Raw genomic sequence first — 21,225 nt, forward strand, 5'->3', positions numbered from 1 at the left:
CATGCAGCGCACGCTCATCGTGGCGAAGATGGACGCGGCGAACGCCGACGCCGTCGCCGCCCTCTTCGCCAAGTCGGACGCCTCCGAGCTGCCCCACCTCATCGGGGCCTCGCGGCGCACCCTGTTCCGCTTCCACGACCTCTACTTCCACCTGGTCGAGGCCGGCGAGGACATCACCGACGGGCTCTACAAGGCCAGGAGCACGGAGCTCTACAAGGAGCTCAACACCGGCCTCAGCGAGTTCATCTCGCCCTACGACCCGAACTGGCGTGAGCCCAAGGACGCCATGGCCACGCCCTTCTACCACTGGGAGGCCTGATCATGGCCGGCCACACCGACAACGCCATCGACATCGCCGCCCCGCTCGACCTGGTCTGGAAGATGACCAACGACGTCGAGTCGTGGCCCGAGCTGTTCAGCGAGTACGCCGCCACCGAGATCCTCGCCCGCGACGGTCACACGATCAGGTTCCGGCTCACCATGCACCCCGACCAGCAGGGCAACAAGTGGAGCTGGGTCTCCGAGCGCACCTCCGACCCCGAGACCAGGACCGTACGCGCCCACCGGGTCGAGACCGGCTGGTTCAAGTACATGAACCTCTTCTGGGAGTACACCGAGACCGCGCCCGGCCAGGTACGCATGCGCTGGGTCCAGGACTTCGAGATGAAGCCCGTCTCCCCGGTGGACGACGCCGCCATGCGCGAGCGCCTCAACACCAACACCGCTGTCCAGATGAAGCGGATCAAGGGCCTGGTCGAGCAGGCGGCGGGCTGAGCCGATGGGCGTCCTGGTCTCACAGATCTCCATCGCGCTGAGCGGCCTGGTCGCGGGCATGCTCCTGTGGTCGGCGATCGGGGGCGTGCCCTGGATGCGCCGCCTGCCCGCCGGCGAGTACGTGCGGCTGCACCAGTACTGGTCGCCCCGGTTCGACCCGCTCGGGCCGATCATGGTGGTCGGCGTGCTGGCGTGCGACGTCTACCTGCTGCTGGTCGCGCCCACCAAGGGCGCACGATACCTGCTCGGTACGCTCATCGCAGCGCTGGTCGCGGTCATCGTGATCTCCGCGACCCGCAACGCCGTGCTGAAGAAGCGGGTCATGCGGCTCGACCCCGACGACCTGCCCGCCGACTGGTCGCAGCGCGACCCCCGTCCCGCCTTCGGCAAGTGGAACATGGTCAGGACCGTCATCACGGTGCTGGTCTTCCTCGGCAACGTCGAGGCCATGGCGGTGTACACGCTGTGACCTTCCGTGTGCTGCTCGACATCCAGGTACGGCCCGGCCAGGAGGACGCCTTCGAGCGCACCTGGCGCGAGGTCGCCGAGGGCATCGCCGCCCACCCCGCCAACCGGGGGCAGAGCCTGCTGCGCGGCGAGGGCGCCTACTACGTGATCACCGACTGGACCGACGAGTCCGCGTTCCGGCAATTCGAACTCAGCCCCGCGCACGTCGACAACCGCGCGCGGCTGGCCCCTTACCGAACAGGAGGCTCCATGGCCACCATGCCGACCGACCACGAGCGGGTCCGGGTCATCCTCTGGTACCGCGTGCCGAAGGAGGAGGTGCAGCCGCTGTCGAAGACGTACCAGCAGATCAGCGAGCAGCTCGTCGGCACCCCCGGCATGCTCGGCAACGAGCTCCTGCACTCCCAGGTGAACGAGACCACCATGGCCGTCACCAGCTACTGGGAGAGCGCCCAGCACCTTCAGGACTGGGTGCACAGCAGCAGCCACCGCCACACCAGCCCGCTGCGCCCCTACCTCGACACCGCCCGCGAGCAGCCCTACGAGACCTTCACCGTGGTCTCGGCGTTCTAGGAGGAAGTCGTGGAGGAGAGGTGGATCCGCTGCCGGCGCTGCCAGGCGATGATCCATCACCGCCGGTTCGGCAGGGCGCTGGGCGTCTGCCCCGAGTGCGGGTGCCATCATCCCGTCACCGCGGGGCAGCGGGTGGAGCAGCTGCTCGACCCGGGCTCGTTCCGGCCCTTCGAGACGCCGGAGGTGGTGGAGGACCCGCTGGGGTTCGTCGACGCGGTGCCGTACCCGGACAGGGTCGCGGCGGCGCGGACGGCGACCGGCCTCGACGAGGCTGCCATCGGCGGACGCGGGACGATCGGCGGGCGGCCCGTCGTGCTGGTCGTCATGGACTTCCGCTTCCTCGGCGGCAGCCTCGGCGCCGCCGTCGGGGAGCTGGTCACCCTCGCCGCCGAGACCGCGGCGGCCGAGCGGGCGCCGCTGGTCACCGTGACCGCCTCGGGCGGCGCCCGCATGCAGGAGGGCGTGATCGCGCTCATGCAGATGGCCAAGACCGCCCAGGCCTTCGCCGGTCTGGACGCGGCCGGGGTGCTGTCGGTCTCGGTGGTCGCCGATCCCACGTTCGGCGGGGTGGCCGCCTCGTTCGCGACGCTGGCCGACGTCATCCTCATCGAGCCGGGGGCGCGGCTGGGCTTCGCCGGGCCCCGGGTCATCCAGCAGACGATCAGGCAGGAGCTGCCGGAAGGCTTCCAGACGGCGGAGTTCCTGCTGGAGCACGGGATGGTCGACGCGATCGTGCCGCGCTCCGGGCTGCGCGCGACGCTGTCGTCACTGGTATCGGCTTCTTCGGGGGCTTCGCCGGCTTTCGAGGCTGTCGCGCCGTTCATCCCGCCGTCGCGTGAACCCTGGGATGTCGTACGGCTGGCGCGCGAGACCGGCCGCCCCACCACCGCCGACTACGCCGGCCTCGTCCTCGACGACTTCCTGCGCCTGCACGGCGACCGGGTCTTCGGCGACTCCCCGTCGATCGTGGCCGGCGTCGGCCGCCTCGACGGCCTCCCGCTGATGCTCATCGGTCACCAGAAAGGCCACACCACCCGCGACCGCACGGCCTCCAACTTCGGCATGCCCTCACCCGAGGGCTACCGGATGGCCGGCCGGCTGATGCGCCTGGCCGACAAGCTCGGCCTGCCCGTCCTCACCCTCGTCGACACGCCCGGCGCCTACCCCGGCCTGTCCGCCGAGGAACGCGGCCAGGCACTGGCCATCGCCGAGAGCCAGCGGCTCATGGCCCAGCTCACCGTGCCCGTCGTCACCGTCGTCACCGGCGAAGGCGGCAGCGGCGGCGCGCTCGCGCTAGCCGTCGCCAACCGCGTCCTCATCAGCGCCAACGCCTGGTACTCCGTGATCACCCCAGAAGGGTGCGCCTCCATCCTGTGGAAGAGCGCCGCTGAGGCGCCGCGCGCCGCCGCCGCGCTCAAGGTCGAGGCGGGCGAACTGCTGCGGCTGCGCGTGGTGGACGCGGTCGTCGAGGAGCCCGACGGGGGCGCGCACACCGACCCCGCCAAGGCCGCCGCCCTGCTCGGCGCCGCCGTCCGCGCCGCCTTCGCCGAACTGCTCCCGCTGTCCGGCCCCGAACTGGTACGGCAGCGCCGCGACCGGTTCCGGCGCTTCGGCGTCCCAGAACTCACCCGGAGGTGAAACCATGACCGAGCTCCCCAACGACAGCGACTTCGACACGCTGTGCGAGGCGGCGACCAGACTGGTCTCCCTGCTGCCGCATCCGCCGGCCACGCTCAAGATCTCGCACGGGCTGGCCAGCGCCGAGCTGACCTGGAGCGACGGCTTCCCCGCCGTGGTGACCACGACGGTGGACCCGCCGCTTCCCGACGACGGGCACATCCAGGTGCGGGCCCCGCTCGTCGGCACCTTCTACCGGGCGCCCGAACCGGGGGCGGCGCCGTACGTCTCCGTCGGCGACACCGTCGAGGTCGGCCAGCAGATCGGGATCGTCGAGTCGATGAAGCTCATGAACCCGATCGTCGCCGAGGCCCCCGGCCGCGTCGTCGAGATCCCCGCGGCCGACGCGGCGCCGGTCGAGTACGACCAGCCGCTCGTGGTCATCGCGCCGGGCGACTCCTCGGCCTGCGACACCCTCTTCCCCGGGTCGCGATGATGTTCGGCACCGTGCTGATCGCCAACAGGGGCGAGATCGCGCTCCGGGTGGGGCGTACCTGCCGGGAACTCGGCATCAGGACCGTCGCCGTGCACTCCGCGGCCGACGCGCCGCCCGACTGGGCCGACCAGACCATCAGGATCGGCCCCGCCCCCGCCCGGCGCAGCTACCTCAACGCCGCCGCCCTCGTCGAGGCCGCCCTGCAGTCCGGCGCCGACGCCGTGCACCCCGGCTACGGATTCCTGTCGGAGGACGCGGAGTTCGCCCGCATCTGCGAGGAGTACGGACTCACGTTCATCGGCCCGTCCGCCGACGTCATCGAGGCCATGGGCGACAAAGCCGCCGCTCGCGCCACCATGAGCGCGGCCGGGGTGCCGGTCCTGCCCGGCAGCCTGCACGCGGTCGAGGAGGAAGAAGGCCGCCGGCTCGCCGACGAGGTCGGCTACCCGGTCGTCATCAAGGCCGTCGCCGGGGGCGGCGGGCGCGGCATGGCGATCGTGTACTCCGGCGACGACTTCTCCGGCTCCTACCGGCGGGTACGGGCCGAGGCCCAGCTCCTGTTCGGCGACGACCGGGTCTGCCTGGAGCGCTACCTGCGGGCCGCGCACCACGTGGAGATCCAGGTGATCTGCGACGCGCACGGCAACGCCGTACACCTGGGCGAACGTGACTGCTCCACCCAGCGGCGCCGTCAGAAGCTGCTGGAGGAGACCCCCTCGCCCGCCGTCGCGCCCGAGCTCGCCGAGCGGATGGCGCAGGCCGCGCTCGCCGGCGCCCGCGCCATCGGCTACCGCGGACTCGGCACCTTCGAGTTCCTCGTCGACGACGACACCGGCGACTACTTCTTCATCGAGACCAACTGCCGCATCCAGGTCGAACACCCCGTCACCGAACTCGTCACCGGCCTCGACCTGGTCAGCGAGCAACTCGCCGTCGCCTCCGGACACCCTCTGCCGTTCCGGCAGGAAGACGTCGTACGGCGGGGCGCGGCGCTCGAATGCCGCATCAACGCCGAAGACCCCGAGCGGAACTTCGCCCCCGCCCCCGGCCTCATCGAGGAGTTCACGCCGCCCGGCGGCCCGTTCGTCCGCGTGGACACCCACGTGCGGGCCGGAACCCGCATCCCGCCCGACTACGACCCCATGATCGCCAAGATCGTCACCTGGGGCGCCGACCGGGACCAGGCCATCGACCGCATGGACCGGGCCCTGTCCGAGCTGCGCGTCTCCGGGCCGGGACTGCGCACCAACGCCGCCTTCCTGCGCGAGGTGCTCGCCACCCCCGTCTTCCGCAAAGGCGCCCACACCACCGGCTTCATCGACCACCTCACCAAGGGAGAGACATGACGACCCTTCCGGATACCGAGATCAACCTCGTGCGCGACGAGAAAGGAGAGGTGACGCTCTACATCGGCGAAGTCCAGGCCATGCAGGGCTGGGAACGTTCCCTCATGTGGCGCTCCGCCGACCTGCTGTGCGAGCGCGGCGGCGAGTTCCTGGAGGTCGGCCTCGGGCTCGGCTACTCCGCCCTGCGCATCGCCGGGCGCGCCGACACCTACCGGCACACCGTCGTCGAGAAGCACCCCAAGGTCATCGAGCTGTTCCGCGAGGCCAACCCCGACGTGCCCGCCACCCTCGAGATCGTCGAAGCCGACTTCTTCGACTACGTGGACACCCTCCGGCCCGAAAGCTACGACGGCGTCTTCTTCGACCCCGAACTGCCCAAGGCCATCTTCGAGGACCGGGCCAGGCTCGACGCGTTCATGCCCAAGGTGGTGCGCGCGCTGCGCCCCGGCGGCACGTTCGTGCCCATGTTCTCCCTCGACGGCGACGTGCCCGACGCCGCCACCTGCACCGCGTCCGCCGCCACCATCCTCGAACGCTACCTGCGCTTCTTCGACCGCGTGGTCGTCGAGCGGCAGCCGTACCACGCCTATGCCACCACCGCCTACACGCCGAGCACCCGCGGCGACGCCTTCATCCTCTGCTTCACCAAGGACTAGGAGACAGCCCATGACGCTGACCGCAGCTTCTCTGATCAAGACGGCCACCGGCTTCTACGAGGCCCAGGCCCTCTACGCCGCCGTAGAACTCGGCGTCTTCTCCAAGGTCGCCGACGGCCCGGTCCCCTTCGAGCGCCTGCGCGACGACCTCGGCCTCCACCAGAACGTCGCCGGCGACTTCCTCGACGCGCTCGTCGCCATGCGCCTGCTCACCAGAGACGCGAGCGGCTACGGCCCGACCGCCGCCGCCAGCGCGTACCTCACCCCCGGCGCCCCCGAGTACATCGGCGGCTTCCTCGCCCTCAACCAGCGACGCCTCTACCCCGCGTGGGGCGACCTGACCTCCTTCCTCAAGACCGCCGCCAACCTGGCCCACGGCGCCAAGGTCGACGACCCCATGCCCGCCCTGTACGCCACCCCCCAGCGCACCCGCTCCTTCGCCGAAGGCATGGACGGCTACGCCACCCTCCTCGGCCGCCCCATCTCCGAAAAGTTCGACTGGTCCTCGGTGAAGTCCTTCGCCGACCTCGGCGGCTGCCGCGGCATGCTCACCACCCGCATCGCCGCCGCCCACCCCCACCTGGAGGGCGTCACCTTCGACCTGGCCCCCCTCAACCCGCTGTTCGACGAGCTGGTGGCCTCGACCGACCTGGGCACCCGAGTCCGCTTCCAGGCCGGCAGCTTCTTCACCGACCCGCTGCCCGAGACCGAGGTGTACGTGATCGGGCACGTGCTCCACGACTGGGTCGAGTCCCAGCGCCGCCAGATCATCCAGCGCGCCTACGACCACCTGCCCGCGGGCGGCGCGCTGCTCATCTACGACAGCATGATCGACGACCAGCGGGAGGAGTCGGCGTTCGGGTTGCTGATGAGCTTGAACATGGCGCTGCTCAGCGGCTCGTCGGAGTACACGATCGCGCAGGGGGAGGGGTGGCTGCGTGAGGCGGGTTTCCAGGTGGACAGCCCGGTGGCCCTGAACGAACTCACCACCCTCCTGATCGGCCGCAAGCCCAACTAACCACTACCCGGCGCCGGGGCCCAACCCGACTCCCCGGCGCCACCCCACCCCAACCCCAACCGCCACCCCACCCAAACCCCAACCCGCCACCCCCAGACCCCCTTCACTCCCCATCCGCCCCCTCCACCCACGCCCTGCCCTGCCCCATCCCGGACCCGGTCCGCTGTCCGCACCCAAACCCCAACCCGACCCCGCCCGTCCATGTCGCCGCCCTCCGCTCCGGTGATCGGGGAGGCAGGGCGCAACCCCCACGCTTGTCCGGCGCCGCGTCGGCGAGATGTTGCCCGGTGGTTCCCGGCGCAACGCGCACGCCCCTCGCCCCGCCCGCCCTTAACCCCTGGCCCGCCCGCTCCTGGGCTCACCCGCCCATGCCCTCGGCCCTCCCGACCACCCGCCATCCCGGGCAACAGCCCGCCCAGCCGTACCCCCAGGCAAGGCACGGCTACGGGTTGGGGATGCGGCGCCAGGCGGTGTCGGTGATGATCAGGTGGTCGAGGAGGCGCAGGCCCACGGTGTCGGCTGCCTCCGCCAGGCGGGTCGTGGCGGTCAGGTCGGCGTGGCTGGGGGAGAGGGTGCCGGCCGGGTGGTTGTGGGCGACCCCGAACGCGGCGCCGCCCATGGTGAGCACGGTGGTGATGATCTCGCGGACCGGGAACAGAGTATGGTCGGCCCCGCCTTCCGTCAGGACGGTACGTCGCAGGATGCCGCCCTGGCCGTCGCACACCACGATCGCGAGCCGCTCGCGCGTGTGCCCGCGGAGCAACGGCGCGGTGACCTCGGCCAGGTCGGAGCTCCCGGTGATCCTGGCCCGTTCCGGCCCGGCCTGCGCCCGCCGTACGAGATGGAAGGCGGCGGCGACGCGTGCGGCCTTCGCAGGCCCCACGCCCCGGACGGCGAGGAGGCGATGGGGCTCGGCGCGGGCGAGTTCACCGAGGTCACCGCAGTGCTCGATGACCCGCGCGGCGAGCTCGACGGCCCCGGCCCCACGGAACCCGGACCCGAGGAGCACGGCGAGCAGCTCACGGTCGGCGAGGGCGGCGCCGCCGGACGCCATGAGGCGCTCGCGTGGCCGCTCGTGAGCGGGCAGGTCGTTGACTAGCACGAGAACTTTCTATCAACCGCCACCGACAGTATTCATGCGGGCACAATGCGATAGTTCGCATTGGATTTGGTGGTGATGAGGAGCTTGTCGCCATGGCGGACGGCGGCGACCGGACGGCCGCTCTGGTAGACGCGTACCGGCATGCGAAACATGTCATGCCGTAGCGTCACCCAACCCGTTTTGTCAGCGCGAAGCCGTACCTCGGATGGCCCGCCGCCCTTCCACGTCAGTCCCACCGTGTACGCACCGCGCGCACGCAGGCCGTCCACTGAGCCGTCGGCCCAGGCGGCGGGCAGGGCCGGGAGCAGGTCAAGGGCACCCAGATGGGACTGCAGGAGCATCTCCGTCATTCCCGCCGTCGCCCCGAAATTTCCGTCGGTCTGGAACGGCGGATGCGTGCCCCACAGGTTGGGCAGGGTGCTGGTCCTGAGCTGGTCGCCGAGCAGTTTGTGGGCCCGGTCGCCATCGAGCAGACGCGCCCAGAAGTTGATTTTCCAGGCTTTGCTCCAGCCGGTCCCCGCGTCCGTACGAGCGTTCAGCGAGACCTTGGCGGCCTCCGCGAACTCTGGAGTGGTTCGCGGGGAGATCTGATGGCCCGGGTGAAGCGCGTACACATGAGAAACGTGGCGGTGTGTCTCGTCCGGGTCGTCCAGGTCTTCCTTCCATTCCTGAAGCTGGCCCCACTTTCCGATGCGCAGCCCGGGATCGAGCTTCTTGAGCACCTTCTTGGCCTTCGCCGCGAACGCCGGGTCGCCGGTCAGCAGCGCGGCCTCCCTGACCTCGGTGAACAGCTGCCACAAGATCTCCTGCGACATCGACGCCCCCGCCACAGACGGGCCGAGTTCGGGCGAGCGGCTGGGGATGGCGACGAGTTTGCCGTCGCGCGGGTCGGTCTGCAGGAAATCGAGCCAGAAGCGCGCCGCGTCCTTCATGACCGGGTACGCGGTCTTCTTCAGGAAGGAGCGGTCGCGGGTGAATCGGTAGTGGTCGTACAGCTGGCCGGCCAGCCACGCGCCGGACTCCGGGAAGAAATAGGCGGGATGATCCCAAGCGCCCGTGTGGCCGAAGATGTTCGAGGCATGGTGCGCGACGAACCCATCCGCACCGTACATCTGCCGCGCCGTCACCCGTCCGGGCTCGCGCAGCCCATCGACATAGCGGGCAAACGGCTCGAACGTCTCACCGAGATTGGTCATCTCGGCCGGCCAGTAGTTCATCTGCAGGTTGATGTTGACGTGGTAGTCGGCCTGCCACGGGGGCGCCTCATGGACATTCCAGACACCCTGCAGATTGGCGGGCAGTGATCCCGGCCGGGAAGATGAAACCAGCAGATATCGCCCAAATTGGTAGTAAAGCTGCTCAAGCGCGCGATCCGCCTGGGGTGCGGCGCCGTAGGAGGCAAGAAGCTCGTCCGTCGGTACGGCCGGCATCACCCCACCCAACTCCACACGCATCCGGTCGAACAGCCCCCGATAGTCGGCCTGATGCTTCTTGAGCAGCCCGTCATACCCCAGCCTGACCGCCCGATCCACCTGAGCGGTGACCTTGGCATGAGGGTCATCACCCCGATACATCGGATATTTCGCGGCATAGTCGGTGCCCGCACCGAGGATCAACACCACCTCGTCCGCACCCGTGACCGTCACCGACCCATCCGCTCCATCGATACGGCTTCCGCCCCGGTTGACCACGTGGAGCTGGGTCTCGTACCGCATGCCGTTGCCGGCCAGGGCGCCCTTGACCGTGACGCGGCCGTCGGCGGCCGTGGCGGTTCTGGTGCGGTTGGCCGGAGTGGAGATCTCGGCCTTGAACGACACCTGACCTGGCGCGCTCGCCGACAGACGGCCCACGATCACGCCCGCCGGGGCGGAGGCGAAGTACTCCCTGGTGAAGCCGACGCCCGCTGAGGTGTAGGAGACGCCTGCCACTGCTTGGGAAATGTCGAGGTAGCGGCGGTATTCGGAGGCGTCCGCCGGTTCTGAGCCAGCGGGACCCCGGACTGTCAGACCCGAGGCTGGCAGCCCTGAGGTCGTCGTACCCGAGGCCGTCAGGCGTGGGGTTGCTGGGCTGGAGGTTGCCAGGCCAGGGGCGGTTGACCCGGAAGCTGCCGAGCCCGAGCCCGCCCTTTCGCCCGAAGCCGAGCCCGTCCTCTCGTCCGAGCCCGTCCTCTCGTCCGAGCCCGCCCTTTCGTCCGAGCCCGCCCTTTCGCCCGAAGCCGAGCCCGCCCCCTCGTCCGAGCCCGCCCCCTCGTCCCAGCCCGACGGATCAGCGGCTTTCGGGCTGGAGGCGGGTCGCTCTGAGGGGTTGTCCGGAGCGGTGGGTGGCTGGGTGAAAGTCAGTCGGAGGTCCCCAAAGCTCTGATACGCCCCGAAGCGCCGATGGCGCGGCGAGTCGGACTTGTGCCCCAACGCCGCCAGTACGTCCTCGGGCTTGACCCCGCCCTCTTTCCAGATGCGTTCGCGAATACCCTCAAGCGTCCCCGGCCGCGAAGTGTCCCAGTTGCCGTAGTTGTAGTCGCTGACCCCCGGCCCACCGGTCCATAAGGTCTTCTCGTTGAACTGCAGCCGCTCAGCCGCCACCCCGCCGAACACCGTCGCCCCCAGCGCCCCGTTACCAATCGGCAACGACCGCTGCTCCCACCCGCTGTTGGAGTCAGGCGCCGGCTCGTCAAACCATAGCGTGTACGGTTCTACAGCAGCCTTCTGGAACTTCGCCGTTTCAGAACGCCCAGGGGCCGCCACCGGGCCGGAAGCCTGCTGGACCATCGCACCAACGGGAGGCCCGTAGCCTGCCCAGACCTCGGCAGACTCTGGCTGCGTGGCACCCTCGGCAGACTTCGGCTGTGCGGCACCCTTGGCAGGTTCCGGTCGCGCGGCACCCGTGGGGAAGTCTGGCGACTCTGCACCAGTTCCGGGCCGCGCCACCGTCGTGGATCCCTGGGCCGCCAGCTCTTCGGGCGCTCTCCGCTCTGTCCCGGCCTGCTGGGAAAGGGCCGCGCGGGTCGTGGCGTCGCCGGTCGGCGGTCCGTCGGTTTGCGGGTCTTCGTGTGCCGGGGCGCCTTCGGCCCGAATGTCTGCCCCCGCCGGAGGCGCCACCAGCATCACCGCGACCATGGTCATTCCCGCCAGCATCCTTGGACTCATCGGCACTCCATACATCGGAGGTATTGCCGTGACGATAACCAGAGATTACGGTCGAATCCAGACTTGATCGGAAGGAACGTCCGATGAATTACATGGGCATGCTGTACACCACCTGGAATCGGTCGCCGGGGATCACGATGTCGCTCGTCTCGACGGGGCGGTCGCCGGCCCAGTGAGTGCGTTCGACGTGGAGAACGTGTACCCCGGCCGGAAGGTCCAGAGCGTCACTCTCCGTAGGGCGCGGCACGCGCGTGCGCACGCTCTCCACGATCTCCGTGATCTTGATGCCATGTGCGGACATCCGGGTCACCAGGCTGCGCCGTTCGTCCTCCGAGTGGGCCGCGAACTCGATCGGCTCATACGAGGTGGCCAGTTGCAGCGCCTTGCCGTCGCCGCGGAAGACATATCGGGTACGCGAGACCGTCACGGACTCGTCGACACGCAGCCGCCGGGCGATGTCCGGCCCGGCTTCGGCGGGTTCGCTGTGCCAGTCCCAAGTCACACGCCTGCCCTGCGACTGCAGGTCGGCGGCGAAAGGGGCCGGGTGGTCGAGAAATCGCCAACGGTGCAACGGGGACAGCTCCGGCTGTTCCCGTACGTAATGGCCGGAGCCCACGCGGCCGATGATGAGACCTTCGGCGGCCAGCACGCGCAGCGCGTGACGCGCCGCGGTCTCGCCGACCTGGTATTTACGGGTGAGTTGCGCCCGTGAGGGGATGGGCGCGCCGGGGAGGAGGGTGCCGTCGTTGATCTGCCGCCGAATGTCTTCGACGACGCGCAGGTAGACCGGATCAGAGGTGGCCACTAGTGCATCCCTGGGGTTCGTGTGAGGCGTTGCCCCATGTTGCCGTATTCGGCAGGTAACCATCCGTCATCGCCGAGTGTTGGAGTACCAACTTTGCGTTGGCGGAAAATTGTCCGCGAAACCCTGTAACGCGGGTGTAAGGGTGACCGATTCTCCGTTAGAGGTCGTCGATGTGTGTACCCCCGAGCACATATCGGCGACCTCTTCCATTTCCAGGACACGACCGGACGTGCTGCCGAAACCCCACATGTGGCGATACGGGCCCCCGGTAACCACCTCCACCCTGGCCACAAACATCCACCACCAACCGCAACCCCTGACCAGGCGCCGAAACCGGTCCGGGGCCGCCTGCACCAGCAGGTAGACGGCATCAGGCCATGACCTGCGGATTCGGCCAAGCCGCGCGAACGAAACGCCAGCCATATCAGGGACTGCTCCTGGTCGTAAGCGGTGGTGTCCATCGGAGGGCTCGGACTGCGCACCTTGAGCTGTGGTTACGGGCAACCTGTCGCTGTGGGCTGTGGGCTGTGGGCTGTGGGCTGTGGGCTGTGGGCTGTGGGCTGTGGGCTGTGGGCTGTGGGCATGAGCGATGGGTGGGGTGCCCCTCTCGCCAGACGCTCCAAACTCGGCAGCGCTCAGCGGATCGCGGTGTCGGCGAGAACACCAGCCAGATGGCGGCCGCCAACGGGCAGCCTCCCCGGCAAGTAGTCCGAGCCAGGCCGGCCACGTAGCAAGGACACCCTCAAGAGGCATCCCAGGTCGGTTACCCGGCAATGAGGATGTGCCGCTGGATTGCGGTAAATCGGGGGGTGACCACTTGGTCGGGTCAGGGGCGTCGTTACGGCGGGTTACCACGTCCGACGTGAGAAGCGTGCGGCCGATCGGGGCGCGCCCGCGGCGGTGGGAGGCGTTCACTTGGCTGTGCCGTAACATAGGGGTGCAGTTGGATGGATAGGGGACGTCAGGGAGAGCACACGCTGGCGTAACGGATAGACCTCAAACCCCAGCAGAGGCCACTATCGGGGTGGCGCTGTCGGTGGCGTTTGGGGAATCCGGGTAGCGTTCGCACTATGGCTTCGCCCAATGGAACCACCGACGCCCCCTTCGGTCGCATGCTGACCGCGATGGTCACGCCGTTCACTCGGGACGGCGCCGTCGACTATGCCGCTGTGCGGCGGCTCGCGACCTACCTGGTTGATGAGCAGCGCAATGACGGCCTGATCGTCAGTGGGACGACCGGCGAGAGCCCCACCACCTCGGATGAGGAGAAAACTCGCATCCTGGAGGCGGTGCTGGAAACTGTGGGTGATCGGGCGACCGTCGTTGCCGGAGCGGGCACCAACGACACCCACCACAGCATCACGCTGGCCAAGGCGGCCGAGCGGGCGGGTGCCCACGGGTTGCTCGTCGTCACGCCGTACTACAACAAGCCCCCGCAGGAGGGGCTCTACCGACACTTCTCGCTGGTGGCGGACTCGACCCAGCTGCCGGTGATGCTTTACGACATCCCGGGCCGCAGCGGGGTTCCGATCGCCACCGAGACCCTGATCCGGCTGGCGCAGCACGAGCGCATCGTCGCGGTGAAGGACGCCAAGGGCGACATGTTCGCCGCCGGTCAGGTGATGCTCGCCACCGACCTGGCCTTCTACTCGGGGGATGACCTGCTCAACCTGCCGTGGCTGTCGGTGGGGGCGGCCGGGTTCGTAAGCGTGGTCGGGCACGTGGTCGGCGCGGAGCTGGCCAAGATGATCCAGCTGTTCCGGAACAACCACGCCGAGCAAGCGCGCGCCATCCACCACCAGTTGATTCCGGTGGTTGACGGCATCATGCTGCGCGCCGGTGGGGCGATCATGGCCAAGGCGGCGCTCGGCCTGGTCGGAATGCCCGTGGGCCCGGTACGGCTGCCGCTCGTGGAAGCGGACGACAGGCAGATCGCCGAGCTGCGGGCCTGCCTGGTGGCCGGCGGAGTGAAGTTGACAGATACATAGGAACGGGGAGGACAAGGAAGTTTTGCGAACACTACGTCTCCAGGCGGGTAGACCATGAGCCATCCGCATCCGGAACTCCCGGACCCGCCGCCGCTGGCCGACGGGGGCCTGCGCATCGTCGCGCTGGGCGGTCTCGGTGAGATCGGCCGCAACATGGCCGTCTTCGAATACGACGGCCGGCTGCTGATCGTCGACTGCGGGGTTCTGTTCCCCGAGCCCGACCAGCCGGGCGTCGATCTGATCCTGCCCGACTTCGAATACATCAGGGACCGGCTCGACGACGTCGAGGCGCTCATCCTGACGCACGGCCACGAAGACCACATCGGCGCCGTGCCGTATCTCCTGCGCGAGCGGCGCGACATTCCGCTCGTCGGGTCCAAGCTGACGCTTGCCTTCATCGAGGCCAAGCTCACCGAACATCGCATCCAGCCCGCCAAGATCGAGGTCGTGGAGGGGCAGCGCGACCGCTTCGGGCCCTTCGACTGCGAGTTTCTCGCCGTCAACCACTCGATCCCGGACGCGCTCGCGGTCGCCATCCGCACGCCCGCCGGGCTGGTGCTGCACACGGGCGACTTCAAGATGGACCAGCTGCCCAGCGACGGCCGGCTGACCGACCTGGGCGCCATGGCCAGGCTCGGCTCCGAGGGCGTCGACCTGCTGATGTCCGACTCGACCAACGCCGAAGTGCCCGGGTTCGTCACCAGCGAACGCGAGATCGGCCCGGTCGTGGACGAGGTCATCCGTACCTCGGACAAGCGCGTGATCGTGGCGAGCTTCGCCTCCCACGTCCACCGCGTGCAGCAGGTCATGGACTCCGCCGCCAAGTACGGCCGCAAGGTCGCGCTCGTCGGCCGTTCCATGGTGCGCAACATGGGCATCGCCCGTGACCTCGGATATCTGCAGGTGCCGCCGGAGCTGATCGTCGACTCTCGCGACATCGAGGAATGGCCGCCGGAGGACGTCGTCCTCATCTGCACCGGCTCCCAGGGCGAGCCGATGGCGGCACTGTCGCGCATGGCCAACCGTGACCACCCCATCCGCATCGCGGAGGGCGACACGGTGCTGCTGGCCAGTTCGCTGGTGCCGGGCAACGAGACAGCGGTCAACAAGGTCATCAACGGCCTGACCCGCTGGGGCGCTCGCGTCGTGCACAAGGGCAACGCCAAGGTGCACGTCTCGGGACACGCCGCCGCGGGCGAACTGCTGTACGTGCTCAACCTGACCAGGCCCTCCAACTTCATGCCGGTCCACGGTGAATGGCGCCACCTGCGCGCCCACGCCAGGCTGGCCTCGCTCACCGGCGTTCCCGACGATCACATCGTGATCGCCGAGGACGGCGTCGTCGTCGACCTCATCGACGGCCGGGCGAAGATCGTTGGTGCTGTCCACGCCGGCTACGTCTACGTGGACGGGTCGTCCGTCGGCGAGATCACCGACACCTCGCTCAAGGACCGCAGAATCCTCGGCGACGAGGGCTTCATCTCGGTGGTCGTGGTCGTCGACTCCCAGACCGGCAAACTGACCGCCGGCCCTGAGATATACGCCAGGGGCTCCGGGATCGACCCGAGGCAGTTCGACGAGTTCATCCCGCAGATCGAACGGGCCCTCGAGGCCAAGGCCGCCGACGGGGTCGTCGACATGCAGGAGATCCGCCGCGTGGTGCGCCGCACGGTGGGTCGCTGGGTGAGCGACACCTACCGCCGCCGTCCGATGATCATCCCGGTCGTGGTGGAGGTCTAGCACCCTCTCCAGGGGTACGGCGACGCCGCACCCCTGCCCGGGTACGGCGGGGCCGTACCCGGGCCCGGATCCTCGGGCCATGCCGGTGCCCTTCTGCTTCGAGGTTTGACGGTGGTCAGGTTGTGCGGGCGGTCAGGCGTCACGACGCCTTAACAACCAGGCCCCCGCGAGCAGAGGTAGCAGGGCGTACGCCGCCAGAACGAGCGCGGCGGCGACCGGGGAAAGCAGTTCGCCGTAGACCGACGAGGCCAGCGAGGCACCGGCGATCTCCCTGGGCAGCGCCCCGATCATCACCGAACCCAGCCGCTCGCTCCACGGCTCGGGCAGATTGCCGCCGATCATCGGAATGACGTAGACCAGCCCGACGAGGACGGCCACGGCTCCCGCCGCAGACCTCATGATCACGCCCAGCCCGACCCCGAGCAGAGCGAAGACCGCCACGGAGATGCTGGTCGGCACCAGAATCGGCCAGGACTCGGCGAAGCCGGTCACCGGGTAGCGCCCGGCGAGCATTCCGCGGGACAGGAAGAACGTCCCGAAGACCGTGACCGCGCCCACCACGAGCCCGAGCCCGCCGGCCACCGCCGCCTTGGACACCAGGACGGGCCAGCGGCGCGGCACGATGGTCAGGCTGGTCTGGAGCACGCGGTCCGACGTCCACGACAGTACGCCCAGGATGCCCAGGCACAACTGCGGAACGATCACCACCACCTCCTCCAATTCCGCGATGCGGGCGCTGCCCCGCATGGACGGCGACGCATCGTCGTACATGCCGATCGCCATCCAGGCCAGCCCTGCGGCGAGCAGGACGGAGCCCAGCCCGATGCCGACGATCAGATGGCTGGAGCGGACCGATCTCACCTTGAGCCATTCAGCGGCCAGCACACTCATCCACGTCTCCCTTCTCCTGGGCATGCGTGCTCCGGGCGGGATGTCCGGCTCACGGGTCCTGCCTGCTCGCCAGGTGGTGCCGGTTCACGCATCGCGCCTCCTCAACAGGAGGTATCCGGCCAACAGCGCGGCGACGCCGTACGCGATGAGGACGAGTAGTGCCGCCCACGGCGGCAGGACCCCGTCGCCGAGGCGGCGGGACAGGCGGTCGCCCGCGATCTGCGGCACCAGGTTGGGAAGCATGACCGAGGCGACGCGCGTGTTCCACGGAGCGGGCAGGTACGTGGCGACGCCGGGGAGCACGAACAGCAGCGAGACGACCGAGACGATGCCGGCGGCCGTCGAGCGGGTGGCGGCGCCCAGCCCCAGGCCGACCAGCGCCAGCACCGCGACCGACAGGGCGGAGGCCAGCACGGTGGGCAGGCCGTCGAGCAGCCCGATGTCGTTGAAGCCGAGGGCGCGGTCGCCCGCGATGAGGCGGCTTGTGGCGTAGGTGGCGATCAGGACGGCTGCGCCCGCCGCGAGTGTCACGCCGCCGACCACCGCGGCCTTGGCGAACAGCAGGCGCCCACGCCGGGGCACGGCGGCCAGACTGGTTCTGAGCATGCCGCTCGCCTGCTCCGAGGTGATCGCCAGCACGCCCAGGACGGCCAGGCTGACCTGCACCAGCGGCAGGAATCCCGTTTCTGGAGCCGCGGCGCTGATCGAGCCGCGCGCGTCGGCCAGACTCGCGACATAGAGGGTCCAGACGATTCCGAGCACGATCGTGAGCGCGGCCGCGCCGACCGCGTAGCCTGTGGAGCCGACCGAGCGCAGCTTCAGCCACTCCGACGCGAGGACCGCCCTCATCGCGCGGCTCCGTACTCGACGCTGGAGGCCGTCAGGGCCATGTACGCCTCCTCCAGGGAGGGGTATCCGGCGGTGAGGTCGGCCACGGTCGCGTCCGCCACCAGCCGGCCGCGGCCGACGATGACGATGCGGTCGGCGGTCAGCGCCATCTCGCTCATCAGGTGGCTGGACAACAGGACGGTCCTGCCCTCCTCGGCCAGCCCGCGCATGAGCCCGCGGATCCAGCGCACGCCGTCGGGGTCGAGGCCGTTGACCGGCTCGTCGAACATCAGCACCCCCGGATCGCCCAGCAACGCCGCCGCGATGCCGAGCCGTTGCTTCATGCCGAGCGAGAACCCGCCCGCCCTCTTGCGCGCCACGCCGCTCAGGCCCACCAGCTCCAGGACCTGCGCGACCCTGCGCGCACCTATGTCATTGCTGAGTGCCAGGCACATCAGGTGGTTGTAGGCGCTGCGGCCCGGATGCACGGCGCCGGCGTCGAGCAGCGCACCCACCTCGTGGAGCGGACGGCGCAGGTCGGCGTAGCGGCCGCCGTTCACCAGCGCGTGGCCCGAGGTGGGCGCGTCGAGGCCGAGCACCAGCCGCATGCTCGTCGACTTCCCCGCGCCGTTCGGGCCGAGGAAGCCGGTCACGTGCCCCGGCTCGACGCGGAAGCTCAGCTCGTCGACGGCGAGCGTGTCTCCGTATCGTTTGGTCAGTTGCCTGAGTTCGATCACGCGATCAAGGGTGCGGTACGGCGGGCCGTTCGCACATCGGACTGGGATCCGTCAGACCACGGTGTCATTCGGGGCTCGCAGAGTCAGACCGTGGGATGACGCGCCCGGCCTGACCTCCGGATACCTTTCTTCGCGTGGACCTGTTCGCCAGGCGGCTCAGCCGCGCCCAGCTCATCGCGCTCGACTGCGCGTTCGCATGGGTGTGCGCGCTGTATTACCTGGCCGGCACCGCGGGCGCCGACGCACCCGGCTGGATCCGGCTCGCGCTGCCACTCGCGCTCGCCGTGCCGCTGGCGGTGCGCCGGTTGTGGCCGGTCGCGGTGTTCGCGGTCGTGACGGCGGCGGTCGTGGCCGCCATCATGTCAGGCTTCCCGAGTCTGGCGTACGTCGCGCCCGCCTACGCCGCCTATCTGGTCGCCTCCGCCTCCTCGCGCAGACTGCCGATCAACTCCATTGCGATCTTCAGCGTCCTGGCCCTGGTCACGCTGCTCATCGCCGGCGTACCCGGTGGAGTCACCTGGGTCATGGGCGAGACCACGTCGACCCTGGCCGCGATCTGCATCTCGTTCACCTTTGGATTGGCCATCCGTGAGCGCCGTGCGTTCGCCGCGCGAGACGCGGCGCGCAGGGCGGAACAGGCCGTCACCGAGGAACGGCTGCGCATCGCCCGCGAACTGCACGATGTCGTAGCCCACAGCGTGGGGCTGATCACGGTCAAGGCGGGCGTGGCCAGCCACGTGTTCTCCACCCGCCCCGAGGACGCGCGCGAGGCGCTGGGCGTGATCGAGACGGCCAGTAGAAACGCGATGGTCGAGATGCGCCACATGCTCGGGGTGCTGCGCTCCGCCGAGGAACCCGACCTCGGCCCGGCACCCGGTCTGGACGGCCTGCCCGAACTCGCCGAACGAGCCAGGCTCGGCGGCGTCGAGGTCGAACTCGACGTCGGTGATGTCAGCGAAGTGCCGGAAGGAGTGAGTCTGTCGGCCTACAGAATCGTCCAGGAAGCGCTCACCAACGTGGTCAAACACGCGGCCCCCGCTCGCTCCCGCGTGTCGGTGGCCGCAGACGGGCGGGAGGTACTCATCGAGGTCACGGACGATGGTCCCGGCTGGCGTGTGCTGCCGGCGACGGGCGCGGGGCACGGGCTGGTCGGGATGAGGGAGCGGGTCATGATGTACGGCGGAGCCTTCGAGGCCGGGCCGGGAGCCAAGGGCTTTCGCGTGCGGGCGGCCCTGCCGTACGGGGAGGTTCCATGAGCAGGGCGGTCAGGGCGCGGTCGGCCGCACGGAATCCCGTGGAGGACACGTCGGTCGCGGGCGTGGGTGAGTCGTCCGGAATGCTGGCTGGAGCGTTGGGAGGGTCCAGGGAGGAGACGAGCCGCTCAGCGCGTGAGGTCGCCGAGGGAGGACGGGCCGCCGGGGTGGGGAGTTCAGTGAGCGGGGCGGGTGAGCAGGGAGAGTCAGTGATCCGGGTGCTGGTGGCCGACGATCAGGCGTTGCTCAGAGGGAGCTTCCGGCTGCTCGTGGACTCTGAGCCCGACCTGGAGGTCGTCGGCGAGGCGGCCACGGGACTCGAAGCGGTGACGCTGGCCGCGGTGGTGCGGCCGGATGTCGTCCTCATGGATGTGCGGATGCCGGAAATGGATGGCATCGAGGCCACCCGGCGGCTCGGGGGCGGTGGGGCCAGGGTGCTGATCGTGACGATGTTCGACCTTGATGCGTATGTGTATGCGGCTTTGCGGGCCGGGGCCAGTGGCTTCCTGCTCAAGGACACCCCTCCGGCCGCTCTGCTGTCGGCGATCCGCGTGGTGGCGGCGGGAGAGGCGCTGCTCTCGCCGACCATCACGCGGCGATTGATCGAGGAGTTCACCAGGACGCCTGCCGCGCCCACGTTCGGGGGGCTCGACGGGCTCACCGAGCGGGAACGGGAAGTGCTCACGCTGATCGCTCGAGGACTTTCCAACCACGAGATCGCCGGGTACCTGCACCTCAGCCTGGCCACGATCAAGACACACATCGGTCGCCTGCTCACCAAGCTGGACGCTCGTGACCGGGCACAACTTGTCATCGCCGCATACGAGAGCGGCCTCGTCGGAGCGGCACGATAGCGTCACGTGACATGAGGGTGGAATTCCGGAAATTTGACGGTTCGCTTCACTGGCACCATGCGGCCCGGCGGCTCGGAGAAGACGCCCATGGCGTTTGGGTGGGCGCCGGGGCCGGAACCGTCGGGGCAAAGGGACACGAACCGCCGGTGGTGTGGGAAGAGCCGTTCGTGATGTTGTTTCCACGGGATCAGTGGTGGGTGGCGCTGTTCAACGCCGAACCGCACCGGACCGCCATCTACGTGGACGTCACGACGGTGCCTGAATGGCGGGACGGCATCGTGACCATGGTGGATCTGGATCTCGACGTGGTGAAGAAGCGGACCGGGGTTATCTATCTGGATGATGAGGATGAGTTCGCCGAGCATCAGGTGCGGTTTGGGTATCCGGCTGAGGTGATCGCGGCGGCTGAGGAGTCGGCCCGGTGGGTGCTCAAGGCGGTCACCGAGGGCGAAGGGCCGTTCGGCGGAGCGCATGAGCGATGGATGAGTCAGGTCACGGGCTGAGGTTGGGCACCTGCGGGGGTTCGGGGCTGGAGAGCTGGTCCTGAGCCTGCGCGGTCGAGGCATCGTGCACTGACTAGCGTCAGATACCTGTTTGGGGTCGGCCCGCTTGGCAGTGCCGGTCGCCTATGCGAGCTCTGCGCGCTGGCTGCTTCGGGTCACCTGCGTGAGCTTGGTGCGCTGGCTGGGTCACGTGCGTGTGGGTTAGTGCACTGGCCATCGCGGGTCACCTGCGTGTGGGTGCTGGGCGCCGCCAATTCGGCGGTGTCGGTCTCTCGCATGGCTGCAGCCTGAGCCGCTCCGCAGGGGGTGGACGGCTGACTGGGTTCCACCGGCCGCAGTTGGTTGTCCGGGCTGCTTGCCGGACGACCGACGCTTGTCGGTACGGGGCTCCGGCTGTTGGCCTGTGCCGGTCGGACTGGACCATTGGGCTGCG

General features: G+C 69.3%; 19 protein-coding genes and 1 pseudogene. 14 read left to right on the plus strand and 6 right to left on the minus strand.

From position 1 onward, the window contains the following. The first annotated feature begins 1 nt into the window (after position 1). The 9 genes from ACIBI5_RS18895 to ACIBI5_RS18935 are packed head-to-tail and all read left to right on the plus strand — an operon-like array spanning position 2 to position 6,948. A complete protein-coding gene (locus tag ACIBI5_RS18895) occupies positions 2-319 on the plus strand; it encodes a TcmI family type II polyketide cyclase (RefSeq protein ID WP_184966897.1) in 318 nt (105 codons plus the stop codon). Positions 320-321: 2 nt separating this feature from the next. Then, positions 322-774: an SRPBCC family protein gene (locus tag ACIBI5_RS18900; protein WP_397248342.1), complete on the plus strand. Its 453-nt coding sequence runs from the start codon at positions 322-324 to the stop codon at positions 772-774. Positions 775-778: 4 nt separating this feature from the next. Next, on the plus strand, positions 779-1,243 hold the full coding sequence (locus ACIBI5_RS18905) for an anthrone oxygenase family protein (RefSeq protein ID WP_397248344.1): 465 nt from the start codon (positions 779-781) through the stop codon (positions 1,241-1,243). After that, positions 1,240-1,815, plus strand: coding sequence for an antibiotic biosynthesis monooxygenase family protein (locus ACIBI5_RS18910; protein ID WP_397248346.1), 576 nt, complete (start codon positions 1,240-1,242; stop codon positions 1,813-1,815). The genes ACIBI5_RS18905 and ACIBI5_RS18910 overlap by 4 nt, the downstream gene beginning before the upstream one ends. Positions 1,816-1,824: 9 nt before the next feature. Beyond that, positions 1,825-3,453 carry an acetyl-CoA carboxylase carboxyltransferase subunit alpha gene (locus ACIBI5_RS18915; protein ID WP_397248348.1) on the plus strand — a complete coding sequence of 543 codons (1,629 nt, stop codon included), beginning with the start codon at positions 1,825-1,827 and terminating at the stop codon, positions 3,451-3,453. Between the two features lie 4 nt (positions 3,454-3,457). Further along, positions 3,458-3,928 (plus strand): biotin/lipoyl-containing protein, encoded by a 471-nt coding sequence (locus tag ACIBI5_RS18920; protein WP_184966878.1) that lies wholly within the window; start codon positions 3,458-3,460, stop codon positions 3,926-3,928. Then, entirely contained in the window at positions 3,925-5,274 is a 1,350-nt protein-coding gene (locus ACIBI5_RS18925; protein ID WP_397248350.1) for an acetyl/propionyl/methylcrotonyl-CoA carboxylase subunit alpha, read from the plus strand. Before ACIBI5_RS18920 ends, ACIBI5_RS18925 begins: the two co-directional genes overlap by 4 nt. Continuing rightward, positions 5,271-5,930, plus strand: a complete 660-nt coding sequence (locus ACIBI5_RS18930; RefSeq protein WP_397248352.1) for a class I SAM-dependent methyltransferase — start codon at positions 5,271-5,273, stop codon at positions 5,928-5,930. The genes ACIBI5_RS18925 and ACIBI5_RS18930 overlap by 4 nt, the downstream gene beginning before the upstream one ends. Before the next feature lie 10 nt (positions 5,931-5,940). After that, positions 5,941-6,948 (plus strand): methyltransferase, encoded by a 1,008-nt coding sequence (locus ACIBI5_RS18935; RefSeq protein ID WP_397248354.1) that lies wholly within the window; start codon positions 5,941-5,943, stop codon positions 6,946-6,948. A 442-nt stretch (positions 6,949-7,390) separates the two neighbouring features. Here ACIBI5_RS18935 and ACIBI5_RS18940 read toward each other — a convergent pair whose 3' ends face one another. From ACIBI5_RS18940 to ACIBI5_RS18950, 3 genes are all read right to left on the minus strand, one after another. Beyond that, the gene (locus ACIBI5_RS18940; RefSeq protein ID WP_397248356.1) at positions 7,391-8,050 is read right to left on the minus strand and encodes a RadC family protein; all 660 of its coding nucleotides are present in this window, start codon (positions 8,048-8,050) and stop codon (positions 7,391-7,393) included. Between the two features lie 32 nt (positions 8,051-8,082). Further along, positions 8,083-11,169, minus strand: a complete 3,087-nt coding sequence (locus ACIBI5_RS18945) for a glycosyl hydrolase family 95 catalytic domain-containing protein (RefSeq protein WP_397248358.1) — start codon at positions 11,167-11,169, stop codon at positions 8,083-8,085. A 112-nt stretch (positions 11,170-11,281) separates the two neighbouring features. Beyond that, a complete protein-coding gene (locus ACIBI5_RS18950; protein WP_397248360.1) occupies positions 11,282-11,998 on the minus strand; it encodes a GntR family transcriptional regulator in 717 nt (238 codons plus the stop codon). A 1,070-nt stretch (positions 11,999-13,068) separates the two neighbouring features. Here ACIBI5_RS18950 and dapA point away from each other — a divergent pair. Both dapA and ACIBI5_RS18960 read left to right on the plus strand, forming a co-directional pair. Next, entirely contained in the window at positions 13,069-13,986 is a 918-nt protein-coding gene (dapA, locus tag ACIBI5_RS18955; protein ID WP_397248362.1) for a 4-hydroxy-tetrahydrodipicolinate synthase, read from the plus strand. Positions 13,987-14,040: 54 nt separating this feature from the next. Further along, positions 14,041-15,726 (plus strand): ribonuclease J, encoded by a 1,686-nt coding sequence (locus ACIBI5_RS18960; protein WP_379618230.1) that lies wholly within the window; start codon positions 14,041-14,043, stop codon positions 15,724-15,726. Positions 15,727-15,858: 132 nt separating this feature from the next. Here ACIBI5_RS18960 and ACIBI5_RS18965 read toward each other — a convergent pair whose 3' ends face one another. From ACIBI5_RS18965 to ACIBI5_RS18975, 3 genes and pseudogenes are all read right to left on the minus strand, one after another. Next, positions 15,859-16,617, minus strand: a complete 759-nt coding sequence (locus tag ACIBI5_RS18965; RefSeq protein ID WP_397248364.1) for an ABC transporter permease — start codon at positions 16,615-16,617, stop codon at positions 15,859-15,861. Positions 16,618-16,701: 84 nt separating this feature from the next. After that, the gene (locus ACIBI5_RS18970; protein ID WP_397248366.1) at positions 16,702-17,466 is read right to left on the minus strand and encodes an ABC transporter permease; all 765 of its coding nucleotides are present in this window, start codon (positions 17,464-17,466) and stop codon (positions 16,702-16,704) included. Between the two features lie 74 nt (positions 17,467-17,540). Then, a pseudogene (locus ACIBI5_RS18975) lies at positions 17,541-18,182 on the minus strand (ABC transporter ATP-binding protein); the annotation flags it as partial. A 134-nt stretch (positions 18,183-18,316) separates the two neighbouring features. On the opposite strand from ACIBI5_RS18975, the gene ACIBI5_RS18980 reads away from it, so the two are divergent. The 3 genes from ACIBI5_RS18980 (at position 18,317) to ACIBI5_RS18990 (ending at position 20,792) form a co-directional block, all read left to right on the plus strand. Next, positions 18,317-19,438 (plus strand): sensor histidine kinase, encoded by a 1,122-nt coding sequence (locus tag ACIBI5_RS18980; RefSeq protein WP_397248368.1) that lies wholly within the window; start codon positions 18,317-18,319, stop codon positions 19,436-19,438. A gap of 206 nt (positions 19,439-19,644) precedes the next feature. After that, entirely contained in the window at positions 19,645-20,289 is a 645-nt protein-coding gene (locus ACIBI5_RS18985; protein ID WP_397248370.1) for a response regulator, read from the plus strand. 11 nt (positions 20,290-20,300) lie between these two features. Then, positions 20,301-20,792 (plus strand): DUF402 domain-containing protein, encoded by a 492-nt coding sequence (locus tag ACIBI5_RS18990; RefSeq protein ID WP_379618240.1) that lies wholly within the window; start codon positions 20,301-20,303, stop codon positions 20,790-20,792. Positions 20,793-21,225 lie beyond the last annotated feature (433 nt).

This window comes from Nonomuraea sp. NPDC050540, assembly GCF_044457485.1.
In the GTDB taxonomy this organism is placed as follows: Bacteria; Actinomycetota; Actinomycetes; order Streptosporangiales; family Streptosporangiaceae; genus Nonomuraea.